The following is a 22,850-nucleotide window of genomic DNA, read 5'->3' as shown; positions in this document are numbered from 1 at the left end:
GACGTTAGAGTGGCCCCGGTCACGGCAGTGCCTTTGGCTCAATTGATTGGCATACTGCTTATTGGGAGCATTTTGCGCATTTTGCTCAAACACCCTGCTGCCAGCCCCAGCCACCCTGCAGCCCGCTGAACCCAGAAGGAGGGCCATGATGAGCCCCGCCGGCAGGCTTCCGCTCAGGTTCTCCACCCAGACTCTGCTCCTGCAGCTTGGCGTGGTTCTCCTGGTTGTGCTCCTCAGCGGGGCGGTGCATGCGTGGTTGACGTTCGAACGACTGGGCCGCGAGGCGGAAAACCAGGCATTGACGCTGGCCCGGACCGTGGCCTCGGACCCTTCTGTCCGTGCGAACGTGCAGGCCATCAGCAGGCAGGCCGGTACTCCCCCGCCCGCAGAGCTGAAGACCGGGCCACTTATGGCGGTGGCCGAGGGCGCCCGTACCCGCACCGGCGCTCTGTTCGTGGTGATCACCGACGAAACGGGCCTCCGCCTGGCCCATCCCGACGCCGACCGGCTGGGCGAACGCGTAAGTACGGACCCGTCCGAGGCGCTTGCTGGCCGCGAGGTGACCACCCGCAACACCGGCACGCTGGGTCCGTCGGCGGGGGCGAAGGTCCCCGTGTTCGCGCCCGGCACAGGTTCCGGTTCCGGTTCCGGTTCCGGTTCCGGCTCCGGGACCGTGGTGGGTGAGGTGAGCGTGGGCTATTCCACTGAGTCCATCGGGCAGAGCCTGGCCCGCGACATCGTGCCCATCGTGCTGACCGCGGCCGGCTCGCTGGCAGCAGGAGTCCTGGCCTCGTTCCTGCTCCGGCGCCGGCTGCAGCGGCTCACGCTCGGCTTGGAACCCGAGGAAATCGGCGCTCTGGTGCATGATCAGGTGGCGGTCCTGGAGGGTGTGGATGAAGGTGTCGTGGGCATCTCCGCCGACGGCCGGATCAGCGTGTTCAACGCCGCCGCCCAGCGCCTCCTCGGTCAGCCCGACCTCGCCGGCCAGCTCTGGCAGGACGCCCCGGTGCCAGCCCAGCTCAAGGCCCTGACTCTGCCCGATGCCCGGGAGGGCGAGGCAGTGGAACTGGTGGCGGGCGAACAGGTCCTCGTCGCCAGCGCCCGGAAAGCACTGCACCGCCGCGAAGACCTGGGTTGGGTGGTCATGCTCCGTGACCGCACCGAACTCCAGCACCTGACCCGGCAGCTCGACGCCGTGGGAACCATGTCCACAGCCCTGCGCGCTCAGCGGCATGAGTTCGCCAACCAGCTGCACACCATCGCCGGGTTTATGAGCATCGGCCAGCACCAGCAGGCGCGCAATTACCTTGAGCGGCTCGCCGCCACGGGTCCGCTCAAGTTCCCCGTGGACCAGGCCGAACTGTTGCAGGACCCGTATCTGCAGGCCTTCATCGGCGCCAAGGGCGTGGAGGCCGATGAGCGGGGGGTATCGTTGCGGATCGGGCCGGAAACCCTGGTGCGGGGCCAGGTGACGGAACCGCAGGACGTCACGACGGTGCTCGGAAACCTGATCGACAACGCGGTCAACGCGGCAGTGGCCGGCACGGCTGCCGAGCGCTGGGTGGAGCTTGAGCTGCTGGACGAGGCGGGCGACGGCGGCGGTACCCTGCACGTCGTCGTCGCCGATTCCGGCGACGGGCTGCCAGTGGGCGGCAATCCGGAGGCGGTGTTCGCCGAGGGGTTTACGACGGCGGGCGGCGGGGCCCTCCAGGGGCAGGTCCGCGCCGGGGGCGGCCAGGGCCTGGGCCTGGCCCTCGCACGGCAGCTGGCGCGGCGGCGCGGGGGCGACGTCACGGTGCTGGAGCCGGGGAACGTTGGTGGCCCGGGCGCCGTGTTCATGGCCACGCTGCCGGGCACCACCACGGCGCGCAAAGACTGATGGATACCGGACGGGAGGACGAGGATGTCTGAGGATTTCAGGGTGCTGATCGTGGATGACGATTTCCACGTCGCCAAGCTCCATGCCGCCTACGTGGATTCGGTTGCGGGGTTCCTGGCGCTGCCGCCAGCGGGTTCGGCATCGCTGGCGCTGCAGTCCATCCACAGCCTGCGCCCGGACCTGGTGCTGCTGGACGTGTACCTGCCGGACGCCTCGGGCCTGGATCTCCTGCATCAGCTGGACGTGGATACGATGATTCTCAGTGCGGCGTCGGACGCCGCGTCGCTGCGGACGGCGTTCCGGCGAGGCGCCCTCGGGTACCTGCTCAAGCCGTTCACTGCTGAATCCCTGTCCCAGCAGCTGCGGTCCTATGCCCGGTACCGGCGAATCCTCGGCCAGCCCGGCGCCCTTGACCAGGACACCGTGGAGCGGGCGAAGCGGGCGCTGATTCCAGGTGACGTCTCGCCGTCGGCCAAGCCGCGGTCGGCGACGGAGGCGGCGGTGCTGGAGTCGCTGATTCCCGGCGAGCAGTACTCGGCGGCCGACGTCGCAGGGCGCGTTGGCGTGTCCCGGGCAACCGCCCAGCGGTACCTGTCCTCGCTGGCGGACGACGGCGCGGTCGAAATCCAGCTCCGCTACGGCACCACCGGCCGGCCCGAACACCGCTACGGCCTCCCGCCGCAGTAGCCCCCACCCCAAGCGCGAACGGACACTTAGGCCCCCGCGGAAGGGCCTCAAGTGTACGTTCGCGCTCTGTGGGGGGTGTGCTGGGTGCCGTGTGTTAGCTGGCGCTCTTCTGCGCGACGAGCTCGATCTCCACGAGCATCTCCGGGTCCAGGAACGGTAGCACGTGGACCAGCGACAGCGTGGGGCGGATCTCGCCGAAGACCTCGCCATGCGCACGGCCGGCGTCCTCCCACTTGCTGATGTCTGTCAGGTACAGCTTGGACTGCACGACGTCGGCGAGCGCGAATCCGGCGTCGGCCAGGACGGTCTCCAGCTTCTGCAGGATGAACCGGGTCTGCTCGTAGAAGTCGCTGCCGACGATGCCGTTCTCGCCGCTGGCCGAGGTGGCCGAGATGTAAAGCGTGTTGTCCACCTGGACCGCGCGGGAGTAGCCGAGCTTCTGTTCCCAGACCGAGCCGGTGCCGAACGTCTTGCGCATGCTGCGCCTTTCACTAGGTGTTTTAAGTCGGCTCCACTCTAGGCGGGCTGGACGTCAAGCCTGAAAACCAGCAGCTTTATGTCGGTGCCGGGCACATACCAGTCGCGCTCGGGTACCCGCCGGAAGCCTGTTTTCCGGTACAGCCCGTGGGCGCTTTCCCAGTTTCCCCCGGTCGTTAGTGCCACGGCACGGATCCCGTCCAGCGACCTGGCATGCGCAATGATCGCTTCGACCATGGCCAGTCCGGCGCCACAGCGCTGCACGGCCGGATCCACTACCAGCATGCGGAACTCAAGCTCGTCGTCCAGCGCGATATCGGCATACTTCTCGCCGGCCAGCGCCAGGGTCACCGAACCGACGATTTGGCCGGCGCGCTCCGCCACCCAGACGGTGGCCCGGTCTGCGCGGGTGGCCACATCCTGGATCTGCTTCATGTACGGATGGTCCGCGGTCTCGAAGTAGCCGGCCGCCAGATAGGCGTCCCGGGTGATGCGGGCGATGGCCGCAAAGTCGGCGGGGACGGCGGGACGGACGGTGATCTGCGGCTGCACCCGTCAATGGTAGTGCCGGGAGACCGATGCGCCGCGCGAAACAGCTGTTTCCGTGACTGAACTATCAGGTCCGCCCTGAGCACATGAACGGGGAAGGGGCTCCACGACTTACCGTCGTGCAGCCCGGACAGGGCAGGGAAGCACCGCTCGGCGGCATCGGCGTCGTGTTCAAGCTCTTTGGCGAGGACACCAACCAACAGCTCTCCATTGTGGAGCACCCGCTCCCCGTCGGCGCGCTGGTGCCCCCGTACATTCACACCCGCGAAGACGAGCACTCGATCGTCATCGAGGGCGAAATCGGGTTCCGGTCCGGTGACCGCGAGGCAGTCCTTGGTGCAGGCGGCTACATCACGAAGCCGCGGAATGAACTGCACACCATGTGGAACGCGGGGAAGGTGCCCGCACGCACGATCGAAGTGATAAGCCCGGCCGGATTTGAGCACTTCTTCTGGGGGCTTGCCAACCACATCGAAGCCGGGCTCCCGGACCCCGATACGATCGAGAAACTCGCGGCCCACTTCGGCCTGCGCTTCGCCGAGGCGCCCTGGCTGCCGGACATCATTGCGCGCTACAACCTGACTCCGCCGCGCATGTGAACCACACGCCCGGGCCGCATTCGGCCCGGGCCCCGGCGGAGCGCCTCCTACAGCGGGAACTTGCCGGACATCTCCAGCGTGCCCGCACAGGTCCAGGCTGACAGCCGTTCCTCGGCGGAGGGCCCTCCCTCAAGCGGGCTGGTGAGCCGCGGGCGCCGCACCCAGCATCCGGCTTCTTCGGCCACCAGCGCGCCCGCAGCGAAGTCGTGCTCATTCAGGCCCCGCTCGCCGAAGGCATCGTGCGTTCCGTCGGCCACCATGCAGAGGTCCAGGGCGGCCGAGCCGAGGCGGCGAACGTCGGCAAAGCCATCCATGAAGCCGCCCAGTGCCGCCGCCTGTTCCGCGCGGACCTCGGGGTCATAGCTGAATCCTGTGGCCAGGATCTGGCCGGCACGTCCCGGGACCGGACCCGTGAGCTGCACCCGCTTCCCGTCCTGTTCCAGCCACGCGCCCTGGCCGCGCGAGGCGTAGTACACGCGCCCCAGCGCGGGGGCGTGGACGACGCCGGCCAGCCACACGCCGTCGGGATCGGCAACGGCCACGGAGGTGGCGTAGTAGACGATGTTGCGGATGAAGTTGGTGGTGCCGTCGAGCGGGTCGATGGACCACCGCAGCCCGGTCGGTTTCTCGGGACGTGTGGTCCCGTGTTCCTCGCCGGTGATCACGTCGTCCGGGCGCGCAGTGCGGATGGCGGTGCGCACGGCTTCCTCGGCGGCCACATCGAAGGCGGTGACCCAGTCGCCGGCTTCGCCCTTGTTGGTCACCGTCCCCGAGTCCAGGGCGCCGTTGCTGCGTTCGGCTAGCACACCGGCACCGGCGGCGGCGGCCGCCTTGGCCACGGCGAGGAGCCCGTGCACGTCAAGGGGGTTTGCGGTATCGGGTGTCACTCGGAATCCTCCTCGTCGCCCGGGGGCGGTGTTGCCTCGGGATCCTCAGCTTCGGCTTCGGTGTCCCCAGCGCCATCCCCGTCAGCCCTGGCGGGTCCGTTGGCCAGCAACTCCCGGAATCCGTCCTCGTCCAGCACGGGGACGCCCAGCTGCTCGGCCTTGTCCAGTTTGGTGCCGGCGTTGTCCCCGGCCACCAGGTAGCTGGTGTTCTTCGACACTGAGCCTGCTGCCTTGCCGCCGCGGACCAGGATGGCTTCCTTGGCCTCGTCACGGCTGAAGCCTTCCAGGGTTCCGGTGACCACCACGGTCAGGCCCTCGAGGGTGCGCGGTGTGGACTCGTCCCGCTCGTCCTTCATCCGGACCCCGGCTGCTGCCCATCGGTCGATGATTTCGACATGCCAGTCCTCGGCAAACCATTCCTTGAGTGCGGCTGCGATGGTGGGGCCGACGCCGTCCACGCTTGCCAGCTCTTCCTCGGAGGCCTGCCGGATGGCGTCCATGGTGCCGAAGTGGTTGGCCAGCGCACGCGACGCCCGGGGTCCAACGTGCCGGATGGACAACGCCACCAGGACGCGCCACAACGGCTGGGTCTTGGCCTTTTCGAGTTCCTGGAAGAGCTTCCCGGTGGTGGCCGTGGGCTTGGACGGCGTCTTGGCCGTGCCCTTGCTGTAGAAGTACGGCACCAGCTCGAACTCGCCGGTGGGAACACCTTTGGACCGCTTCTCGCGCCGTATCTTCACCGGCGCCAGGTCCTCCGGCGTCAGGTCGAAAAGGGCTGCTTCACTGACCAGCGGCGGGACCTCAGGCTCCATCGGCTGGGTGAGCGCGATCGCGGCTTCCCAGCCGAGGGCTTCGATATCGAACGCCCCGCGGCTGGCAACGTGGAACACGCGCTCACGCAACTGTGAGGGGCACGACTTTGCGTTGGGGCAGCGGATGTCCACGTCCCCTTCCTTCCCGGGAGCAAGCGGCGTTCCGCAGGACGGGCATTCCGTGGGCATGACGAAGTCGCGCACCGGAGGGTCCTGCTGGTCCCGGAGCGCCAGCACCGGGCCGACGATCTCCGGGATGACGTCGCCGGCCTTGCGCAGGACCACGATGTCGCCGATCTTCACGCCCTTGGCCTTGACCACGTCCTGGTTGTGCAGGGTGGCCATTCCCACGGTGGAGCCCGCCACCTTGACCGGTTCCATGATCCCGAACGGGGTGACCCGGCCGGTGCGCCCGACGTTCACGGCAATGTCCAGCAGCTTGGTGTGCACTTCCTCCGGCGGATATTTGTACGCGACGGCCCAGCGCGGAACACGTGTGGTGTAGCCCAGGGCGCGCTGGGTGGCGAAGTCGTCGATCTTCACCACGATGCCGTCGATCTCGTGGAGCAGGCTGTGCCGCTTGTCCCCGTATTTCCCGATGAATTCCAGCACCTCGGCCGGGCTGCCGAGAACCTCGAAGTACGGGCTGACCGGCAGTCCCCACTCCGCCAGGAGCCGATAGGTTTCCGACTGGCTGGCGGCCTGGAGGCCCTCGCGGGCGCCGATCCCGTGCACGAACATCTGCAGCGGGCGCTTGGCGGTCTCGGCCGGGTCCTTCTGGCGGAGCGAGCCGGCCGCGGCGTTGCGCGGGTTGGCCAGGGGAGCCTTGCCCGCCTCAATCAGCGCCTCATTGAATTCGGCGAACGCCTTGGACGGGATGAACACCTCGCCGCGGATTTCCATCTCGGCGGGAAAGCCGCTGCCGCTGAGCTGCTGCGGGATCTCCTTGATGGTGAGCACATTGTGCGTGATGTCCTCGCCAGTGGTGCCGTCGCCGCGGGTCGCGGCCCGGACCAGCTTGCCGTCCCGGTAGAGCAGGTTCACGGCCAGGCCGTCGATTTTCAGCTCGGTCAGCCAGGCGGCCTCCGGATTCCCGGATTTGGCGACCCCTGCCTCCGCCTTGGCGATCCAGGCCTGCAGTTCCTCGATGGAGAACACGTCCTCCAGGCTGTACATGCGCTGGAGGTGTTCGACGGCGGCAAACGCCGCGGAGACTTCCCCGCCAACCTCCTGGGTGGGCGAATCATTGGAAACGAGCTCCGGATGCAGCGCCTCGAGTTCCTCCAGCCGGCGAAAGAGAGCATCGAACTCGGCATCGGAGACGAGCGGCTCGTCCTCCTGGTAGTACGCGAAGCGGTACTTCCGGACGAGGTCCGCCAGGTTCTCGTACTCATCCCGTACGGACTCAGAGGGAATGGCTTCCGGCTCAAGCTGGTCCGTTCCGGTGGCTGCGCTGTCTGTGGGGCCTGATGGTGTGCTCACAGACCTATCTTGCCTTACGGCCCGGACATTTTGCCGAGGCGGCGGGCCGCCTACCAGTGACCGGGGCGGTTCCGGCTCCACAGGGCGAAGGCCAGTCCGCCCAGACCCACCAGGAGGACGCCGCCCATGACGGCGAACAGGCCGAAGATGCCGAGGCCGGATCCCTTGTCCGCGACTACAACGGCGGCGGCCTGGCTGGCTTGGACCGGGGTGGCGATCGGTTTGGTCCAGCTGGACTCGGCCGCCGGGGTGGAGGACGACGGGCCGGGGGTGGAGGAGACAGAGGTGGCCGGAACCACCGCGGCTGGTGCCGCCGGCACCGCAGGGGGCGCCATTCCGCCATTCGCCGGCGGCGCCAAAGGTGTGAGGGTGGGCGCGGGGGCAGGTCGCGCCGGTGCCGGGGCAACGCGCGGCGCCGCCGGCGCTGCGGGCTGCACAGGGGTCGGAGCAGGGGCAGGTGCCTTTCGCGCCGGCGGCGCCGGAGCAGGCGTCGGGACGGGAGCCGCCGTCCTCGTCGGAGCCGGTGAACCGGACGACGGCGGGGCGATGGGTGCCGGCGATTCAGAGCACTGTTGCTCCGGCAGGCAGGCTGCCTGGGCCGCTCCGGCGGCGCCGGCCACAACCGTAAATGCCAGCATGGCAGCGGTAATTCCGGGCAGCAGCGCGCCCCGCAGACGAGTGATTCGGATCATGGAAGTACCTTTGCAGCCGCGCAGGACACCCCGCGCCGAGTTTTGTCCCGGGTATCTTCCTACAGTCCGGCGCGGCGCGCCAAATCGACTACTGCCGGTTTTCCGGCGGCAGCGCGATCTGGAGCTTGCGCACCTTGCCCCTGCCAACGATGTAGCCGCGTCCAGGAATGAAGTCGGTGCCGACCCGTCCGAGTGAGGTATTGAGGAGGCTGTCGCCGTCGATATCGCCCGGATTGATCAGCAGTCCCCTCCTGCCCGACTTGAACGGTTGCGCCAGCGACCATGCCGATGACCAGGTGGAAGTTTCGGATTCCCCCACCACCCACTGGTCCGCCTTGATGGACGCCGCCACGAGCCTTTCGATGCCGGACTCGGCCAGGGTGTCCGTGAACTCCGTGAGTCCCTCGATGAAGATGGCCACCTTGCCCGGATTCGCCGAGGCGTGGTCCGTGAGCGCTTCCACCGCCTCCTCGACGTCGTCGGCCCCCACCAACGAGCGGTCCCAGACCGGCAGGGACGCCACGGCGGACTTCCTGGCGGCAAGGTAAACCAGTTCGGTGTCGGGGTTGGACCGGCGCAGCGCGTAGGCCATGGTCACCAGGGCCACGGTGCGGCCGGCGCCGGGTGGGCCCGCGAGCAGCAGCGGGCCCTTGGCCATGATTGTGGCGGGCTGCAGTGTTTCGTCGTCCACACCGATCACGGGAAGGTCCGGCAGTCCGGCGGGCAGGATGTCCAGGTCGATCTGCTCGGGCAGCCGCTCGATCCGCGGAGCCCTTTCCACGCCCTGGCGGAGCATGGCCTCGCTGAGTTTGTGGACTTCGCGCGCCTGCAGGGCCAGGTTGGAGTTGCCGCCCAGGACGGCGAGCTGCACCTCGTGGCCGCCCAGCAGCCCCCGGCCGGGCGGCGAGGCCTGGCCGAGGACGTCCTTCGGCACGTCCATGGTCAGGTAGTCGTCCTCGGCGGACAGCCGCAGCACCAGCCGCCGCTGGATGGAGGCAAGCAACGACGCCGGGACGGAGTTGGGGCGGTCACCGGTGACGACGAGGTGGATGCCAAGGGGACGGCCGTCGGTCGCCAGCTGCAGGAAGAGGTCCCAGAGGCCGGAGAGCTTGCTGTACTCATAGGCCTCGCGGAAGGCCGACATGCCGTCGACCAGCACGAAGATGCGCTTTTCATCCGGCAGGACGGCGAGCTTGCGGTACTCCCCGATGGTGGAGGCACGCACCTCGGCGAAACGGCTCGCCCGGTCCTCGGCGAGGTCGTGGAGCCAGCGCAGGAGCCTGCCCACGCGCTCCACGTCGTCGCCGTCGATGATCCCGCCCACGTGCGGGAGCTCCTCGAGCATTTTCAGCCCGGCGGAGCCACAGTCGATCCCATAGACGTGGACGGGGCCGCCGCGGGGCGTGACGGCAGCCGCGATGGCGATCCCCCGCAGCGCCGCGGACTTACCCGAGCCGCCCGTGCCGTAGATGGCCATGTTGCCGTCTTTGTCCGGCTCGTAGAAGACGGTGGGCTGGTCCTGGTGGGCGGGGTCGTCCGCAACGCCCAGCAGGAGCCGTTCATCGGTGCGAGGGTTGGGCAGCAGGGAGAAATCGTAGGTCGTGGCCAGCTGGTTCAGCCACGGCTTCCGCGGCGGCTCGATGGCCAGCAGGTCCGCGGCGGCGATGACGTTGGCGGTCATCCTGGCGATGTCGTTGGGCCCGGCGGGTTCGTCCTGTGCGGCGGTATCGGGGGCCGGTGTTTCCCACGCGGGACCCGACCCGAAGGCCATCTCCACGATGTCGATCTGCGGGCGCTGCGGGCGATCGGTGGTCCAGCCGCCGGCATAACCGGTCTGGAAACCCTGGATGCGGCCCGGGCCGGTTTTCGCCGCGCCGCGGCCCGGGATGGAGGGGTCGAAGTATGCGGCGTCCGGAACACCAAGGATGTCCGTGGCGTCGTCCTCGTCGGCCATGCGCAGCGCCACCCGAAGGTTGGTGTTGGCACGCAGGCTTTCCTTGATGACGCCGGCGGGCCGCTGGGTGGCGAGGATCAGGTGGAGCCCGAGCGACCGGCCGCGGGCGGCAACGTCAACCACGCCGTCCACGAATTCGGGCACCTCGGTGGCCAGGGCAGCGAATTCATCCACCACGATCACCAGGTAGGGCGGGGCCTCGGGATCGGCCTCGCGCTGGAGCGCGAGCAGGTCCTTGGCCTTCTTCCTGTTGAGCAGGTGCTCGCGGTAGTGGAGCTCAGCCCGCAGCGAGGTGAGGGCGCGGCGCACCAGGTGCGGCGAGAGGTCGGTGACCAGGCCCACGGTGTGCGGCAGGTGGACGCAGTCGGCAAACGCGGCGCCGCCCTTGTAGTCCACGAACAGGAAGCTGACGCGGTCCGGGCTGTAGGCAGTGGCCATGCCCATCACCCAGGACTGCAGGAACTCGGACTTGCCGGCGCCGGTGGTGCCGCCCACCAGCGCGTGCGGCCCTTCGTTCTTCAGGTCCAGGTGCAGGGGCTCCACGCCCTTGGACCCCACGAGGGCACGCAGCGAGCCGTTGTCCTTGCGGTTGGCAACGGCGGTGGAGCGGACGGAGTTGTTCTCCTGCCAGCGTTCAGCCACGGCCTGCGGCTTGTCGAGGAAGTCCTTGCCCACCAGCGCCGCATAGGACACGGCCCGCGGCAGGTTCGAGTCGTCCTCGATGGGCTTGCCGGCGTCTACCACGGGCGAGAGCATGCGGGCCAGCTGGCCGGCCAGTTCAGCGTCAAGGCTTTCACAGCTCACGGGGTAGGTGTGGCGTCCCAGCCGGACCTGGCCGGTGGTGGTGCCGTGCTCGCCGTCCACCGCCATGAAGTCACGGCAGGCCGCCGGAAGGGATTCGACGCCGGCAGCCACCCACAGCACGTGGACACCGGTATCGGGCCCGCGCTCCACGAGCCTGGTCAGCCGGCCGCGGTCCACGGGCGCGTCGTCCTCGACGATGACCAGCACCGACGGCAGCACCGGCGGCGGAACGTCCGCGGTCTCTTCGAGGACGCCCGCCCGATGTGCGGGGCCCTCTGACCGCATGGCGGCCTCGCGGAGTTCCACGAGGTCCTCGATCCGGGCGAGCAGGCTGGTTCCGCCCGCCGAGCCGGCAGCAAGGTGGTCGCCGCCGAGGGGGCTGTGGCTCGAGCCGACGTGCGGCAGCCACTGCAGCCAGTTCCAGCGTTCCCGGGACCGCGCCGAGGTGATGGCGGCCACGGCTACTTCCGCCGGGGAATGCAGGCCCACGAGCTGGAGCACCACGCCCCGTGCCACGTCATCGACGAGTCCGCGGGGCCCGGCGAGGCCGAACGAGCCGGCGGACCGCAGCTGGGATACCACCGGCACGCCCTCGATTTGCCGGAACTGGTCCAGGCAGTCCTCGATCTCGCGCCGGTACTCCGTCTCGGTCTCCGCGGTGTTCGGCTCCTCGAACGGAATCCGGGACGGCACCGTGCCGAGCCCGAACCGGAGGGCCAGGAACCCGGAGTGTTCCGGCCGGTGGGTCCAGAGCAGGGGGCCAAGCTTGTAGATGGAGTCGACAGTGTCACTGACGGACGGCGCTTCCTGGAGCCGGACGGCCCGCTCCACGCGCTGCAGCTCGGTGGTGTCCTGCCGGAAGGCTGCCATGGCCTCCCTGAACTGCTTCAGCTGTTCCTTGCGCTCGCGCTTGTTTTGCAGCTTCTGGTCCACGTAGTGGCCCACGATGAACAGCGGCATCATCAGCATGAACAGCATGGACAGCAGGCTTTGGGTCACCGCGAACAGCACCGCGCCCATCATCAGAGGGGCGATCAGCATGATGTAGGGGAACGGGTGGTGGTCCTGCCGCTTGGGTCCGGCCGGGGGCACGCGCTTGCCGGGGGCGAACCGGGGCACCACCCGCGGGGAGCGGTTGAAGTCCACCAGGGGCGACGTCGGAGCTGCCGCACCGCTGCGGGCCAGCGGCACCACTGTCAGCTCGGTGTCGCCCAGGGTGACGGTGTCGGAGGAATTCAGGGTGGCCCGGGTGACGGGCAGCCCGTCCATCTGAAGGCCGTTGGCGGAGTTCGTGTCCACGATCTCGATGCTCTCCCCCACCGTGATGCGCGCGTGCCGCTTCGACGTCAGGGGGTCGGTGAGCCGGACGTCCACGTTCCGGTCCCGTCCGATGTAGCTGGTGCCGGAGGGCAGGGAAAACTCCCGGCCGACGTCGGGCCCCGAGACTATCCGGAGCGTCGCCGCGGCGGGGCCGCGGTCCGCGGCATGGCCGGCGTCGTTGGGGTTACCGAACTGGTCGCTCACCTGGGTAAGCGAAACGACCGACCCGGGCCGCAGCCCGGATTCCAGCAGGTTGTCCGCCCGGTCAAGGACGATGCCGCGCATACCGCCGGCCACGAATGCCTCGTCGATCCGGAGTGAAAGGTTCGGCGGAGCGGGCTCCTGCCGCCGGGCGGGGTCGGCGGTCCACAGTTCGGTGGCGATGTCCGCGACGGTGGCGCGGCCGTCCACGGTGACGGCCAGATCCCTGGCCTCGGCAGGATCCCGGCGCAGGGTCAGTCGGATCCTCATGCTTCGCCGTCCCCGCGCATCTTTTCCAGGAGGTGGAGGTCGTCGGCGGTGACCAGGTGCGAGGTGACCGCGTGCTCCACAAGGCGTGCCCGGCGGTTGGTGGCCAGCTTGCCGCCGCCTCCACGAAGGCCGGCCACCCCGGCCCGGTCCAGTTTGTCGCACACGTTGTCCAGCTTCCGGTTGAACCGGGTGATTGCCCAGCCTAGGGTCCGGGCCGCCTCTGCGGAGGACGGAATGGCGCTGAATCCCGTGCCTTCGCGCCGGAGCATGGGCTCGGCGAGCGCCACGATGAGTGCTTTCTGGGAGTCCGTGAAGACCACCGGGCCGATGGTGGTGTCGCCGCCACTGGCTTCGCTGCTGGTCTCCTGCCGGAACGACGGGGTTTTCAGGTGGACGGCGAATTCGTAGGTGGTGGGTCCGGCCGTGAAGATGACGCTGGTGTGGCTGAAGACGAGCGGCAGCCGGGCGCCGGGTGAGAGCCAGGCCTGCATGCCGCCGGATCGGTCAGCCACCGTGGCGGAAAGCCGGCTGCCCACGTTGCTGAGCCACCAGATGCCGTCGTACCTGGCAATCTGCAGGAAGCGCCGGTGCAGGTACGGGTTGTCGTCCACCTCGAGGTCGCCCTCGCGGCCGATGCTGAAGATGTCCTCATCGGTCGGTTCGTACCACTCGCCGCAGAAATCTATGGCCAGGTCTCCCATGTTTTCCCGTCTTGTCGCTGGGTCTGTTGTTGCTGGGCGGCTGTTGGTGCTTCTCGCGCCGCAGGGTGCTAGAGGCACGCGATGGAATCCTCGCCCGCCGGTGATGCGGATCCATCGCTGCGGACGATGATCACCTGGACGCAGGTGGGTTCCGCCGGATTCGCCGTGACGTCCACCCGGGTGGCCGACGTCGACAGGTAGCTTCCGCCGCCTTTGACCGTTTTGATCCGCCACTTGTAGGTGTCCCCGGGCTTCGGCTGCGGGTTGGTCCAGGTGAAGCGGACCTTTCCTTGCGCGCCTGCGCTGCCGGCGAGCTTGGCGACGTCCGGCACGGACCCGTCGTCGATGGCGTCGGCGGGCGGCTTGCTGACCGTTTCGGTGGGCCGGGCCTCGGGCTGCGGCGCGGCCGATGCCACTACAATGCCCACGATGACCGCCAGCACCAGGAGCGTTCCGCCGGAGATGGCGAGCCACAGGTTGCGCTTCCCGCGGTCTACCGGCTGGTCCCCCGGCTGGCCGGGTGCATCATCCCCGGCAGCTTTGGGCTGGTGGCTTCGCAGGACCGTGGCGTCGGCCCAGTCCTCCGCTGCCGGCTCCCGTGCCGCTGTCGCAGGGGCCGACGGCGGGATGCCGGGTGCCTGCCCAACGACCCGCCCCGGCGTTGGTACAGCGGGGCCCGGCGCCCGTGTTGGTACAGCAGGGCTCGGCGCCGGCCCGGCTCCCCCGTCCAGCGGCTTGGTGCGGGCCGGGAACGTGGGGGCGCTTCCGGTCCGGTCGGGGTCGATGGAGGCGACGTTGCGGACCCGGGTCTCTTCCACGCCGTCGTCCAGGTGCACGTCCTCCGGCAGGCGCTCCTCGAGCACCTCGAAGGGCGTGACGGACAGGTTGAGCTCGGCCTGGATCCGCTGCAGCGCCAGGGCGAAAGCGTGGGCCGACGAGTAGCGTGAGGCCGGCGACTTGGCCATCGCCGTTGCCAGGGCCAGTTCAAGGGATTCCGGCACGTCGGCGCGGCTCAGCCGGGGTACGGGCAGGTTGGTGATGCGCGAAATGAGCTCGCGCTGGGAGTTGTCGGCGCCCGGCAGCACGAACGGCGACCGTCCGGCGAGAAGTGTGTACAGCGTGGCGCCGAGGGCCCACACGTCCACCAGCACGCCGTCGACATTGCCGTCCCTGAACTGTTCCGGCGGCGACCAGGGGATGGACATCCCGGCGTCCTCGTCGACGTCGCCGGCCAGTGTGCCGGAGATGCCGAAGTCGGTGAGCGCCGGACGGTTGTAGTCGGTGACCAGGATATTGGCGGGCTTGATGTCACGGTGGGCGATGCCGGCCCGGTGCGCCGTTTCGACGGCGGAGGCCACCTGGATGCCGACGGCCAGGACCTCGTCCACGCTGAAGCGCTGCCGGCGGTACCGGACGTCCAGGCTGGGCCGGGAGCAGTACTCCATGGCGAGGTAGGAATGCCCGTCCTCGGTCACCTCGGCTTCAAAGATGGTGACGATGAAGGGGTGCGACGACAGCTGGGCCATCAGGTTGGCCTCGGACTCAAACCGGCGGCGGGCGCCCTCCGTCTTGAGGCCGGACAGCAGCACCTTCACGGCCACCTTGCGGCGCGGCCGGTCCTGCTCATAGAGGTAGACGTCAGAGAAGCCGCCCGATCCGAGCAGGCTGACGTAGTTGAAACCGGGAATGCGGGGCGGTGGCGCCGCCGGCCGCTTGGAACTCACAGGATCTCCTCAAAGCGCAAGGAAACGTCATCGCCGAGTTCTGCGATGTCGCCGTCCAAGATAATGGCCATTTCATTCTGGGCAAGGCGCCGCGGCGGTTGCCCCTCGCGGATCAGCACGGTGCCGTTGGTTGCTTTCAGGTCGCAGAGCATCACGTGCCAGCCCTCCAGCCGGACCTCCACGTGCGACCTCGAAATGTCGCCGCCGGGGCTGGCAACCTGGACCAGCCGCGGCATGGTGCCGCCCTGGACCCGGGACACGGACGGCTGCCGCCCGATCACGAGCGACTGTTCGAGGTCGATCAGCTCCCCCGTGGACAGCCGCAGCCGGCCCAGCCTTGGGCGCGGCACCTGGATGGCGACGTCGGGCAGCTGCGCCCCACAGGTGAAGCACTGTCCGCTGGTGGGAGGGTTGGCGTGGCCGCCGTGGCAAACACGGGCCAGCACCATGGGGCCGTTGCCTGCCGCAGCCCCTTGGCCGGGTTCCTGTCCCTGCCCTGCCTGCTGCCCTCCGGGCGCGGGGAGATCGCTCTTGAGGATGGTCTGACCGTCGTGGTCGCCTTCCGCCGCCTCGCGCGGCTCGGGCACGGGGATGAACGACGGCGGGACCTGGGGTCCTGAGAACGACGGCGGGACCCCCGGTCCCGGGGCACTGTCGCCGCCGGTCGCCCACGGCACTGAGTCGATCAGTCCTGATGGTGCGGGGGCTGACGGGGGCGCCGGAGCTGCTGCCTCACGGGCAATGACGGGCGGGCCGGCTTCCGGAGAGCCGGCATCCTGGCCCGCAATTTCCTGGCCCGCAATTTCCTGAACCGCTGTTTCCTGGATTGCGGTCTCCGGAACTGCCCTCTCCCCGACTGCGGGGGCACCGCCGTCGTCCTCCTGGCCGGTCCGCACGGCGGCGCCCTCAATGCTGCGCACCACGGTCTTGTCCCAGAGATGGTCGTACGAGCTGGTGAGTTCGGTGGCTGGGCTGTCTTCCTGACTCAGTGACTCCTGGGACGGTGATTCCTGGGACGGTGATTCCTGAGACGGTGATTCCTTGGGCAGTGCTGCCTCCGGCAGTGCTTCCTCGGGCAGCGTCCCGGCAGTGGCAGCGCCGGTCCCGGTGAATCCGGTGATGGTTTCCTGCAGCCCCGCAACTGTCTCTGCCGACACTTCCTGCACAGGCTCTGCCGACAGGGAAAGGTCCTCGGCGGGCGCCACCATGGTCTCGGCCGACGCCTCCAAAGGCGGGGCAGAGGTAGATATTGTTGCAGTTTCCAGGCGGAATGACGGGAGACTCCCGGGTTCGGTGACGCTGACGCGCAGCGACCGCAGAAGCACCGCCCCTTCCACCAGGGGCAATTCAGCGACAGGCAACGCAGCGGCCGGCATTTCAGCAACGGAGCCCGGCTCCGACGAACCGGACTGCGCTGTCGCGGCTGCGGGGACCGCCACGCTGAACCACTCGGGTGCATCCATCCATCGCTCGGTCCAGGTGGTGACGTTCCGGCCGTCGAGTTTCACGGGACCCGACGGGAGCCGGACTGTCATGTCGATCTCGCCGCGCAGGAATACCCGCAGCGAGTCGCTAAACCCGATGATCCCGAACCACGGGCTGGCGGACAGCGGCGCACCGAACCCTCCGGTCACGGCATGAAGAACCTCGGATGCGTCCGGGCCTTTCGCCAGCAGATCCCACACCGTGCTGACCAGCGGGCCCGGAGTGGCGGGGTCAAGGATCACCGCAGTTCCCGACCGGATGAGGCCTAGCCATCCGCCGGGGACATAGCTAGCTGAGGCCATTGACGGCGTCCTCGCTTCCGGCACGCGGCAGCGTGTCCTCCTCTTCCGCGTCGGCAGCGGTCCGGGGCGCCGTCGTCGCGACACCGGCATCGTTGAGCACGTTCCTGGCATCGACGACGATCACCGTGATGTTGTCCCGGCCGCCGCGTCTCAGGGCTGCCTGGATCAGGGCATCCACGGCCTCCTGTGGGTCCTCGACCGTGCTGAGGATGTCCAGCATCTGTCCGTCCGTCAGCTCCCCGTTGAGACCGTCCGAGCACACCATCACCCGGTCACCCTCCTCAATCGGCAGGAGCCAGTAGTCAGCTTCAGTCTCGTCGCCCGCGCCCAGCGCTCGCGTCACGACGTGCCGGCGCGGATGAACCGCCGCCTCCTCGGCGGTGATCGAGCCACTCTCGACGAGTTCCTGGACCTCGGAGTGATCCACGCTGACCTGCGAGAGCCGGCCCTGGCTCAGCCGGTACGTCCGGGAATCCCCGATGTTCATGACCAGCCAGTAGGGAACACCCATCTGCTCCACCACCACCACGCCGCTGAGCGTCGTTCCGGCCCGCGAGCCGGTGGCGGAGCGGATGGATTCGTCGGCGCTGGCCAAGTACTGCTGCACCACTCCCGCGGTGGCTGTGCGCTCCCCCGTGGCCAGTTGCGGCAGCTGTGCCAGCGCCCGCACGCACATGCCGCTGGCCACCTCGCCGGCTTCATGGCCGCCCATGCCGTCAGCGACGGCGAACACGGGATCCGAGGCAATGTACGAGTCTTCATTGAGCTCGCGGCGAAGGCCCCGGTCGGTTCCGTAGCCGTAGCTCAGCTTGAGGCCGGGCTCTCCGCCGGTCCCTGGAGTTCCGGCCACCTGCTGTGAATTCATGCGTGTCCTACGTTGAAGGTGCGGTCCCCGAAATGAACTGTGGTTCCGGGGCTGACATATGCGGGCACGCCCGGCTGCAGCGCCGTGCGCATGCCGTCGGGTGTGGTGACGGCGCTGCCGTTGGTCGAATGGCGGTCGGTTACCCAGATGCCGGTGCAGTCCGTGAGCAGGTGGAGGTGCGTCTTGGAAATGGTCCTGCCGGGGTCCGGAACCGGCAGGAGCTGCGCCTGCGATTCCCCGGCGGCGGGGGCAGGATTGCGGCCGATCAGGACGGTCCGCTCCAGGCGGAAGTCGCGGCCGTCGTCGAGCGTTATCCTCAGCACCGCCTCAGGCGCGTCCTGGCGCACCCCGGCGCGCACCTGGGTGCGGTCCATCGCGTCATCCGGATGGACCGGCGGGCCCGGGGCTGCAGGCGGGAGCGGCTCCGCTGGGGTTTGGGAAGCAACCGGGCCCGGGACAACCGAGGTCCGGGAAGCAACCGGGGAGGCCACCTGCTGCACCGGGGGCAGGTCCAGTGGTGCGAAGCTGTACGGGCCTTCGATGCCGCCGGTGGCCACGGGGTTGCGGCCGTTCACGACGTCGAACACGAGGGTCTTGGCCGCACGGTCGTGCCAGCCGCGGAGCTTGCCGTTCCGGTCCCAGGCGCTGGATACCACAACGACGACGGCCCAGGCGGTTCCGAGGAGCAGCAGCGGCCCCAGGATCAGCAGGGCGGCGTCGAACCACCTGAAGACCGCCACCAGTACTGCGGCAAGGACGGCCAGCAGGATGCCGGCACCGGTCACGATGCCCCGCAGGAACACAGCACCGAGGCCCGGCGCGTAGCCGTCCTTGTCGGCGCTGCGGATGCCCATGAGCTGGTTACCGATGGTGTTGCCTGAGCGGCCCTCGACACCTGCGACGGCGAACGCGTAGACAAGGGTCAGTCCGGCTCCGATGCTTCCAAGGAGCGCCAGCAGGCTTGTGTCGTAGATGATGAGTCCGGCGCTGCGCGTGCTCGTGATGCCTGCGAACCCGAAGGACAGCAGAACCGTCAGGATGGCCACCGGCGCAAGCCAGTCGAGGACGGCTGAGCCGAGGCGTTTGCCCGGCGCCGCTGGAACCAGCGCAAGAGTGCCTGACATCTCCGATCCTTCCCCCAGCCCTACCGGGATGCTACCGGGAATCGGAGCGGCTTGCCTCCCGCCGCCGCGGGGTGTGACTCCCCGATCGAGCCGGGCTGCCCGGTTGACCATGGCTCCCCTGTTGGGAAGCGGGGTGCCGCACGCACCGCAAAAGCTCGCTCCGGCGCGGACAGTCTGCCCACAGCGCAGGCACGGCCCTGGTCCGTCCGCGGCTACAGGCCCGGCGGCTGCTGGCCTCTCCCCAGCTCCGGGCCCCCCGCCGGTCACAAACGAACCGGTCACCGCCGGAACCCCCGCGCGGCCAGGGCCGTCCTGGCCTCGGCCAGCAGCGACCGTGGCGAGAACCGCGCCTGCTGACGCCGCCAGAAACCAACGGTTCGGGTCATCTCCTTGAGCGAGCCATCCACGACGTCCCAGTACTCCCGCACCTCATCCTCACTCGGCTGTCCCGCCCCGAAGATGGAGGCGTCCGCCCGGTGCGCGAGCAGGGTTGTGGTGGTCCCGGTGGCGGGAAAGGCCGCAGCGACGACCGCAGCCGTTTCCCGCCTGGTTGCACGGTTGTCCACGGCGGCACCCATGTCCGTTGCCAGGCTAAGGACCTCGTTCCAGCCCCCGCCGACGCGCTGGGCAGGATGGCCGCCGGTGAAGCGGGCCTTCCGGCGCCGGGACTTAAGCAGGGCGATGAGCAGCAGCGGCAGGGCGAGGACGCCGACCGGAATCATGGCGATGCCAATGGCCGTGAGGATGGGACCCCAGAGCAGCCAGGGGTTGTTCTTCTTCTCGTCGGCGTCGAGCGCGTCGGGAGAGGAGTCCGGCGGCAGGTCAGCCGGTTCCTGCGGCGGTGGCGGCGGCTGCAGGACCTGGGGCTTCGGCTTGGACTTGTTTTCTGGATCGGGCGGAATGGGAATGTTGTCCTTGGGCGGTGTGGGGTCGAAGGCCACCCAGCCCACCCGGTCGAACGCCACTTCCACCCAGGCATGGACGTCCTTGCCCAGGATCTTGATTTCGCCGGCACCGTTCTCCGGGCTCTTGGGGTCCGGATAGAAACCCATGACCACGCGTGACGGGATGCCCAGGTGCCGCAGCATCAGGGACATCGCCACGGCATACTGCTCGTCGTCGCCCAGCATCTGCTTGGCGGTCAGCAGGTCGCGGATGCGCGCCGCACCGTGCCCGGAGACGCTGGGAAGCTGCCCGTCGGCGATGAGCCCGTTGCTGAAGGCGCCCTTCTTCTGGAAGTGTGCCTCGATCTGCCGGACCTGGTCCACGGCGGTCGGGGCGTCCGCGGCCAGGTCATTTGCCTGGGCACCCACCACCGGCGGCACGTCGGTGGTGTCAGGAAGGCTGACCCTGGCGAAGTCGTATTGCGTCAATTGTCCGTGCTCGAGCTTCACCGGGTCCGAGACCTGGACGGTGTAGGAATCGCCCCGGGACAGGCCCTGGGTGGTCACCGCCGTGTCGGTCCCGGAGTTGAAGTACAGCCCCGAGGCGGCGCCGGACGAGCCCGGGCCAAAGCTGAGTCCGGTGGTCTTCCGGCCGCCCGGAACGAAGTAGCCCTGATAGTCATCAATGGTGATGTCCAGGCTGTAATCGTTCGTCGGCACCGCGTCCGTGGAATCGGCAAGGGTGTTGATCGATTTCGCATCACCCACCTTGCTGAAGCTGCCGGAGCCGTTCGGATCCATCGTGTAGTTGGTGCCATTGAAGGAATCGAGTGCCCCGAGCCGGACGCGCGCGTCCTTGGGCAGCCCCTTGACGGTGAACAGGGCTTCGTCCTTCTTGTCCTTGACGAAGTTGCGGAAGCTCGCCAGCGGCGTGACGTAGGCCTTGGGGTCAAAGGGCGGTACGACGACGTTGCGGAGGACGCGCCGCTCGTCACCGCCGGCGATGAGCGGCGACACCGCCGCGGTGATTCCCACCGTCGCCGCCAGCACGGCGGCTCCGGCAGCCAGGCGGCGCATGCGCGCCTTCCCGGCCGTGCCGGCGTCGTGCTGGGGACGGTTCACGGAGACCTTGTGCGTGTCGCGCCGGCGCAGGGCGTCCCGCCGGAAGGTGGCCCAGGCGATGCCCACCACCGTCAGTGCGATGCCCCTTTCCACCGTCAGGAACCCGGCGTTGGTGCTGAAGGCGATGCCCGTGACGAACAGGACCAGGACCGGCAGCAGCGGCCAGTAGGGGCTCCGGATCCGCCAGGTCAGGATGCCGGCGGCAACTGCCGTGATGAGTGAGCTCAGGAAGGGGACGATCAGCACGCCGCCCGCGGTGCCCACCGGCACTCCTACGGTCAGCATGTCCTTCCACGAGAAGACGACGCCGAGCAGCAGCGTCCGCAGCGATGCCAGGCTGGGGAGGAACCCAGCCACCGCGGCGTCGGGCACGGCCAGGGCCGTCCCCAGAACCAGGTAAGCGCCGAAGGCCAGGGCTGTGGTGATCAGCAGGCCCAGCCGGAAATGGGCGTTGCCGGCTGCGATGGCCAGGCCCAGGATGATCCCGCCAAAGCCGGCAACCAGGTAATGGGGGTCGCCGCCGAAGCTGAGGCTGAACCCGAGGACACCCAGCCCGAGCAGAATGGAGAGGGCACCGCCGTCGAGCACAAAATGCCACGGCGGCCGGCCGTCCGCGAACGCGGACCCGGCAGCAGGCCGGGCTGAACGGCGGGTGCTGTCTGAACGGCGGGGGCTGTCGGAACGGCGGGGGCGGAGACCGGTGGCCTCACTCATGCTGCCGCCTTTCGCAGGACGGAGGGAAGGTCGGAGAGGTCACCGACCGTGAGGACGGTCAGGTCGCCGATGTTGGCGCGGGCCGGGGCAGCCCCAAGGTCGACGAGCACGGCGAGACTTCGGACGCCGGGCGGCACCGAGGCGGCGGCCGAGCGCAGCTGGGTGGGCGTCACGTGGCTGCCCACGACGAAGAAAACCACCGAGGCGTTGGGCACCGTGTCGGCAAGGGTGCGGGCGAGGTCGACGGCGGTCTTCCGCAGCGGGCTGCCGGCGATCCGGGTCATGTCGTCCAGCATGTTGCGGCCGGTCTCGCAGCGCAGCGGACCGACCTGCGTCAGGACGTCCAGCTCGCGCTGCTCGCGGATGGCCTGCCGGCCGATGGACGCGGCTGCCGATATGGCCAGCTCGAATTCCTCTTCCGACGCGTATTCGTCCGTGTTGATGGACAGCGAAATGGCCAGGTGGGCGCGGCGGGTTTCTTCGAACTGGCGGACCATGAGCTTGTTGGTCCGGGCGGTGGTTTTCCAGTGGATGTGCCGCCTGTCGTCCCCCGGGACGTAGTCGCGCAGGGCGTGGAAGGAGACGTCGGCGCTGGACAGTTCAGTGGTGGGCATGCCCTCCAGGTCGCGGATGAAACCGGCGGCGGAACCGGCAAGCGCCACCGTCCGGGGGTGCACGTACAAGTCCTCCGGTTCCGTCCAGAGCACCTGCCGGCGGAGCAGGTGCAGCGGATCAGCCCGGACGGAGCGCACCGGCCCCACCACGATGACGGCCCTGCGCGCCGTGGGGATGGTGAAGAGATCCTCGTGCACCTGCTGCGGCTTCATGCGCGGAAGGTGGAAGACGGCAGTGGCTGCCCCGACGGGCAGTTCGAGGTCAGCGGGCAGGAGCGGCCGGGCCGACGTGTTGGACACGGCGATGCTTCCAACGGCGCTGTCCCCCACCGCCACCCTGGTCCGGGCCAGGTCGAGCAGGACCCCGTACGAGGACCTGCCCATGATGAAGCCGACGGCGATGACGAAGAGCACCAGCGCCGCAATGGCTGCCGCCTTGGCTTCCTGCCAGCCGTAGGCGTTTCCGGCCGCCCAGAGGAGAACCGCTGCGGCCAGCACGGACCAGCCGAGGACGCTGACCACGGACAGGACGGGCCGGACATGGCGGCCCCACACGGCACCCGCTATCCGCCAGGCGGGACCCAGCGCGAGGCTCGCGGTGCTGCTGACCTCCGACCACACCCTGGACGGTCGACTTTGGGGCCGCACCCTGGGCAGCCGAACTTTGGATAGCCGAAGTTTGGGTAGCCGCATCCTGGACCA

Annotated in this window: 16 protein-coding genes; 3 read left to right on the top strand and 13 right to left on the bottom strand. The window is 68.9% G+C overall.

What is annotated here, in order from left to right:
* Positions 1-145: 145 nt before the first annotated feature.
* Positions 146-1,879, top strand: a complete 1,734-nt coding sequence (locus tag QFZ23_RS07855; RefSeq protein ID WP_306921886.1) for a sensor histidine kinase — start codon at positions 146-148, stop codon at positions 1,877-1,879.
* 24 nt (positions 1,880-1,903) lie between these two features.
* Positions 1,904-2,566, top strand: a complete 663-nt coding sequence (locus tag QFZ23_RS07850; protein WP_306921884.1) for a response regulator — start codon at positions 1,904-1,906, stop codon at positions 2,564-2,566.
* Positions 2,567-2,660: 94 nt separating this feature from the next.
* On the opposite strand, the gene QFZ23_RS07845 is transcribed toward QFZ23_RS07850, so the two are convergent.
* The gene (locus QFZ23_RS07845; protein ID WP_003802026.1) at positions 2,661-3,044 is read right to left on the bottom strand and encodes a RidA family protein; all 384 of its coding nucleotides are present in this window, start codon (positions 3,042-3,044) and stop codon (positions 2,661-2,663) included.
* 38 nt (positions 3,045-3,082) lie between these two features.
* Positions 3,083-3,595, bottom strand: a complete 513-nt coding sequence (locus QFZ23_RS07840) for a GNAT family N-acetyltransferase (RefSeq protein WP_306921882.1) — start codon at positions 3,593-3,595, stop codon at positions 3,083-3,085.
* A 116-nt stretch (positions 3,596-3,711) separates the two neighbouring features.
* On the opposite strand from QFZ23_RS07840, the gene QFZ23_RS07835 reads away from it, so the two are divergent.
* Positions 3,712-4,191 (top strand): cupin domain-containing protein, encoded by a 480-nt coding sequence (locus tag QFZ23_RS07835; RefSeq protein WP_306921879.1) that lies wholly within the window; start codon positions 3,712-3,714, stop codon positions 4,189-4,191.
* A 47-nt stretch (positions 4,192-4,238) separates the two neighbouring features.
* Here QFZ23_RS07835 and QFZ23_RS07830 read toward each other — a convergent pair whose 3' ends face one another.
* The 11 genes from QFZ23_RS07830 to QFZ23_RS07780 all read right to left on the bottom strand — a co-directional run bounded on the left by QFZ23_RS07830 (position 4,239) and on the right by QFZ23_RS07780 (position 22,841).
* On the bottom strand, positions 4,239-5,078 hold the full coding sequence (locus QFZ23_RS07830; RefSeq protein ID WP_306921878.1) for an inositol monophosphatase family protein: 840 nt from the start codon (positions 5,076-5,078) through the stop codon (positions 4,239-4,241).
* Complete coding sequence (gene ligA / locus QFZ23_RS07825; protein ID WP_306921876.1) at positions 5,075-7,372, bottom strand: NAD-dependent DNA ligase LigA; 2,298 nt, start codon at positions 7,370-7,372, stop codon at positions 5,075-5,077. The genes QFZ23_RS07830 and ligA overlap by 4 nt, the downstream gene beginning before the upstream one ends.
* 50 nt (positions 7,373-7,422) lie before the next feature.
* Positions 7,423-8,064, bottom strand: a complete 642-nt coding sequence (locus tag QFZ23_RS07820) for a hypothetical protein (RefSeq protein ID WP_306921875.1) — start codon at positions 8,062-8,064, stop codon at positions 7,423-7,425.
* Positions 8,065-8,152: 88 nt separating this feature from the next.
* Positions 8,153-12,613 (bottom strand): FtsK/SpoIIIE domain-containing protein, encoded by a 4,461-nt coding sequence (locus QFZ23_RS07815; RefSeq protein ID WP_306921873.1) that lies wholly within the window; start codon positions 12,611-12,613, stop codon positions 8,153-8,155.
* Positions 12,610-13,314 carry a hypothetical protein gene (locus QFZ23_RS07810; RefSeq protein ID WP_306921871.1) on the bottom strand — a complete coding sequence of 235 codons (705 nt, stop codon included), beginning with the start codon at positions 13,312-13,314 and terminating at the stop codon, positions 12,610-12,612. Before QFZ23_RS07810 ends, QFZ23_RS07815 begins: the two co-directional genes overlap by 4 nt.
* A 68-nt stretch (positions 13,315-13,382) precedes the next feature.
* Positions 13,383-15,038 (bottom strand): serine/threonine protein kinase, encoded by a 1,656-nt coding sequence (locus tag QFZ23_RS07805; RefSeq protein WP_306921869.1) that lies wholly within the window; start codon positions 15,036-15,038, stop codon positions 13,383-13,385.
* Complete coding sequence (locus QFZ23_RS07800) at positions 15,035-16,825, bottom strand: FHA domain-containing protein (protein ID WP_306921867.1); 1,791 nt, start codon at positions 16,823-16,825, stop codon at positions 15,035-15,037. Before QFZ23_RS07800 ends, QFZ23_RS07805 begins: the two co-directional genes overlap by 4 nt.
* Positions 16,812-17,690, bottom strand: a complete 879-nt coding sequence (locus QFZ23_RS07795; protein WP_306921865.1) for a PP2C family protein-serine/threonine phosphatase — start codon at positions 17,688-17,690, stop codon at positions 16,812-16,814. The genes QFZ23_RS07800 and QFZ23_RS07795 overlap by 14 nt, the downstream gene beginning before the upstream one ends.
* Positions 17,687-18,814 (bottom strand): RDD family protein, encoded by a 1,128-nt coding sequence (locus QFZ23_RS07790; protein WP_306921863.1) that lies wholly within the window; start codon positions 18,812-18,814, stop codon positions 17,687-17,689. Before QFZ23_RS07790 ends, QFZ23_RS07795 begins: the two co-directional genes overlap by 4 nt.
* 278 nt (positions 18,815-19,092) lie before the next feature.
* Positions 19,093-21,534, bottom strand: coding sequence for a transglutaminase family protein (locus QFZ23_RS07785; protein WP_306921861.1), 2,442 nt, complete (start codon positions 21,532-21,534; stop codon positions 19,093-19,095).
* On the bottom strand, positions 21,531-22,841 hold the full coding sequence (locus QFZ23_RS07780) for a DUF58 domain-containing protein (protein WP_306926737.1): 1,311 nt from the start codon (positions 22,839-22,841) through the stop codon (positions 21,531-21,533). The genes QFZ23_RS07785 and QFZ23_RS07780 overlap by 4 nt, the downstream gene beginning before the upstream one ends.
* Positions 22,842-22,850: the final 9 nt, after the last annotated feature.

It is taken from the genome of Arthrobacter globiformis, from assembly GCF_030818015.1.
In the GTDB taxonomy this organism is placed as follows: domain Bacteria; phylum Actinomycetota; class Actinomycetes; order Actinomycetales; family Micrococcaceae; genus Arthrobacter; species Arthrobacter globiformis_C.
The sequence above is the reverse complement of the archived record's forward strand: the minus strand, read 5'-3'. Positions and strand labels throughout refer to the sequence as shown.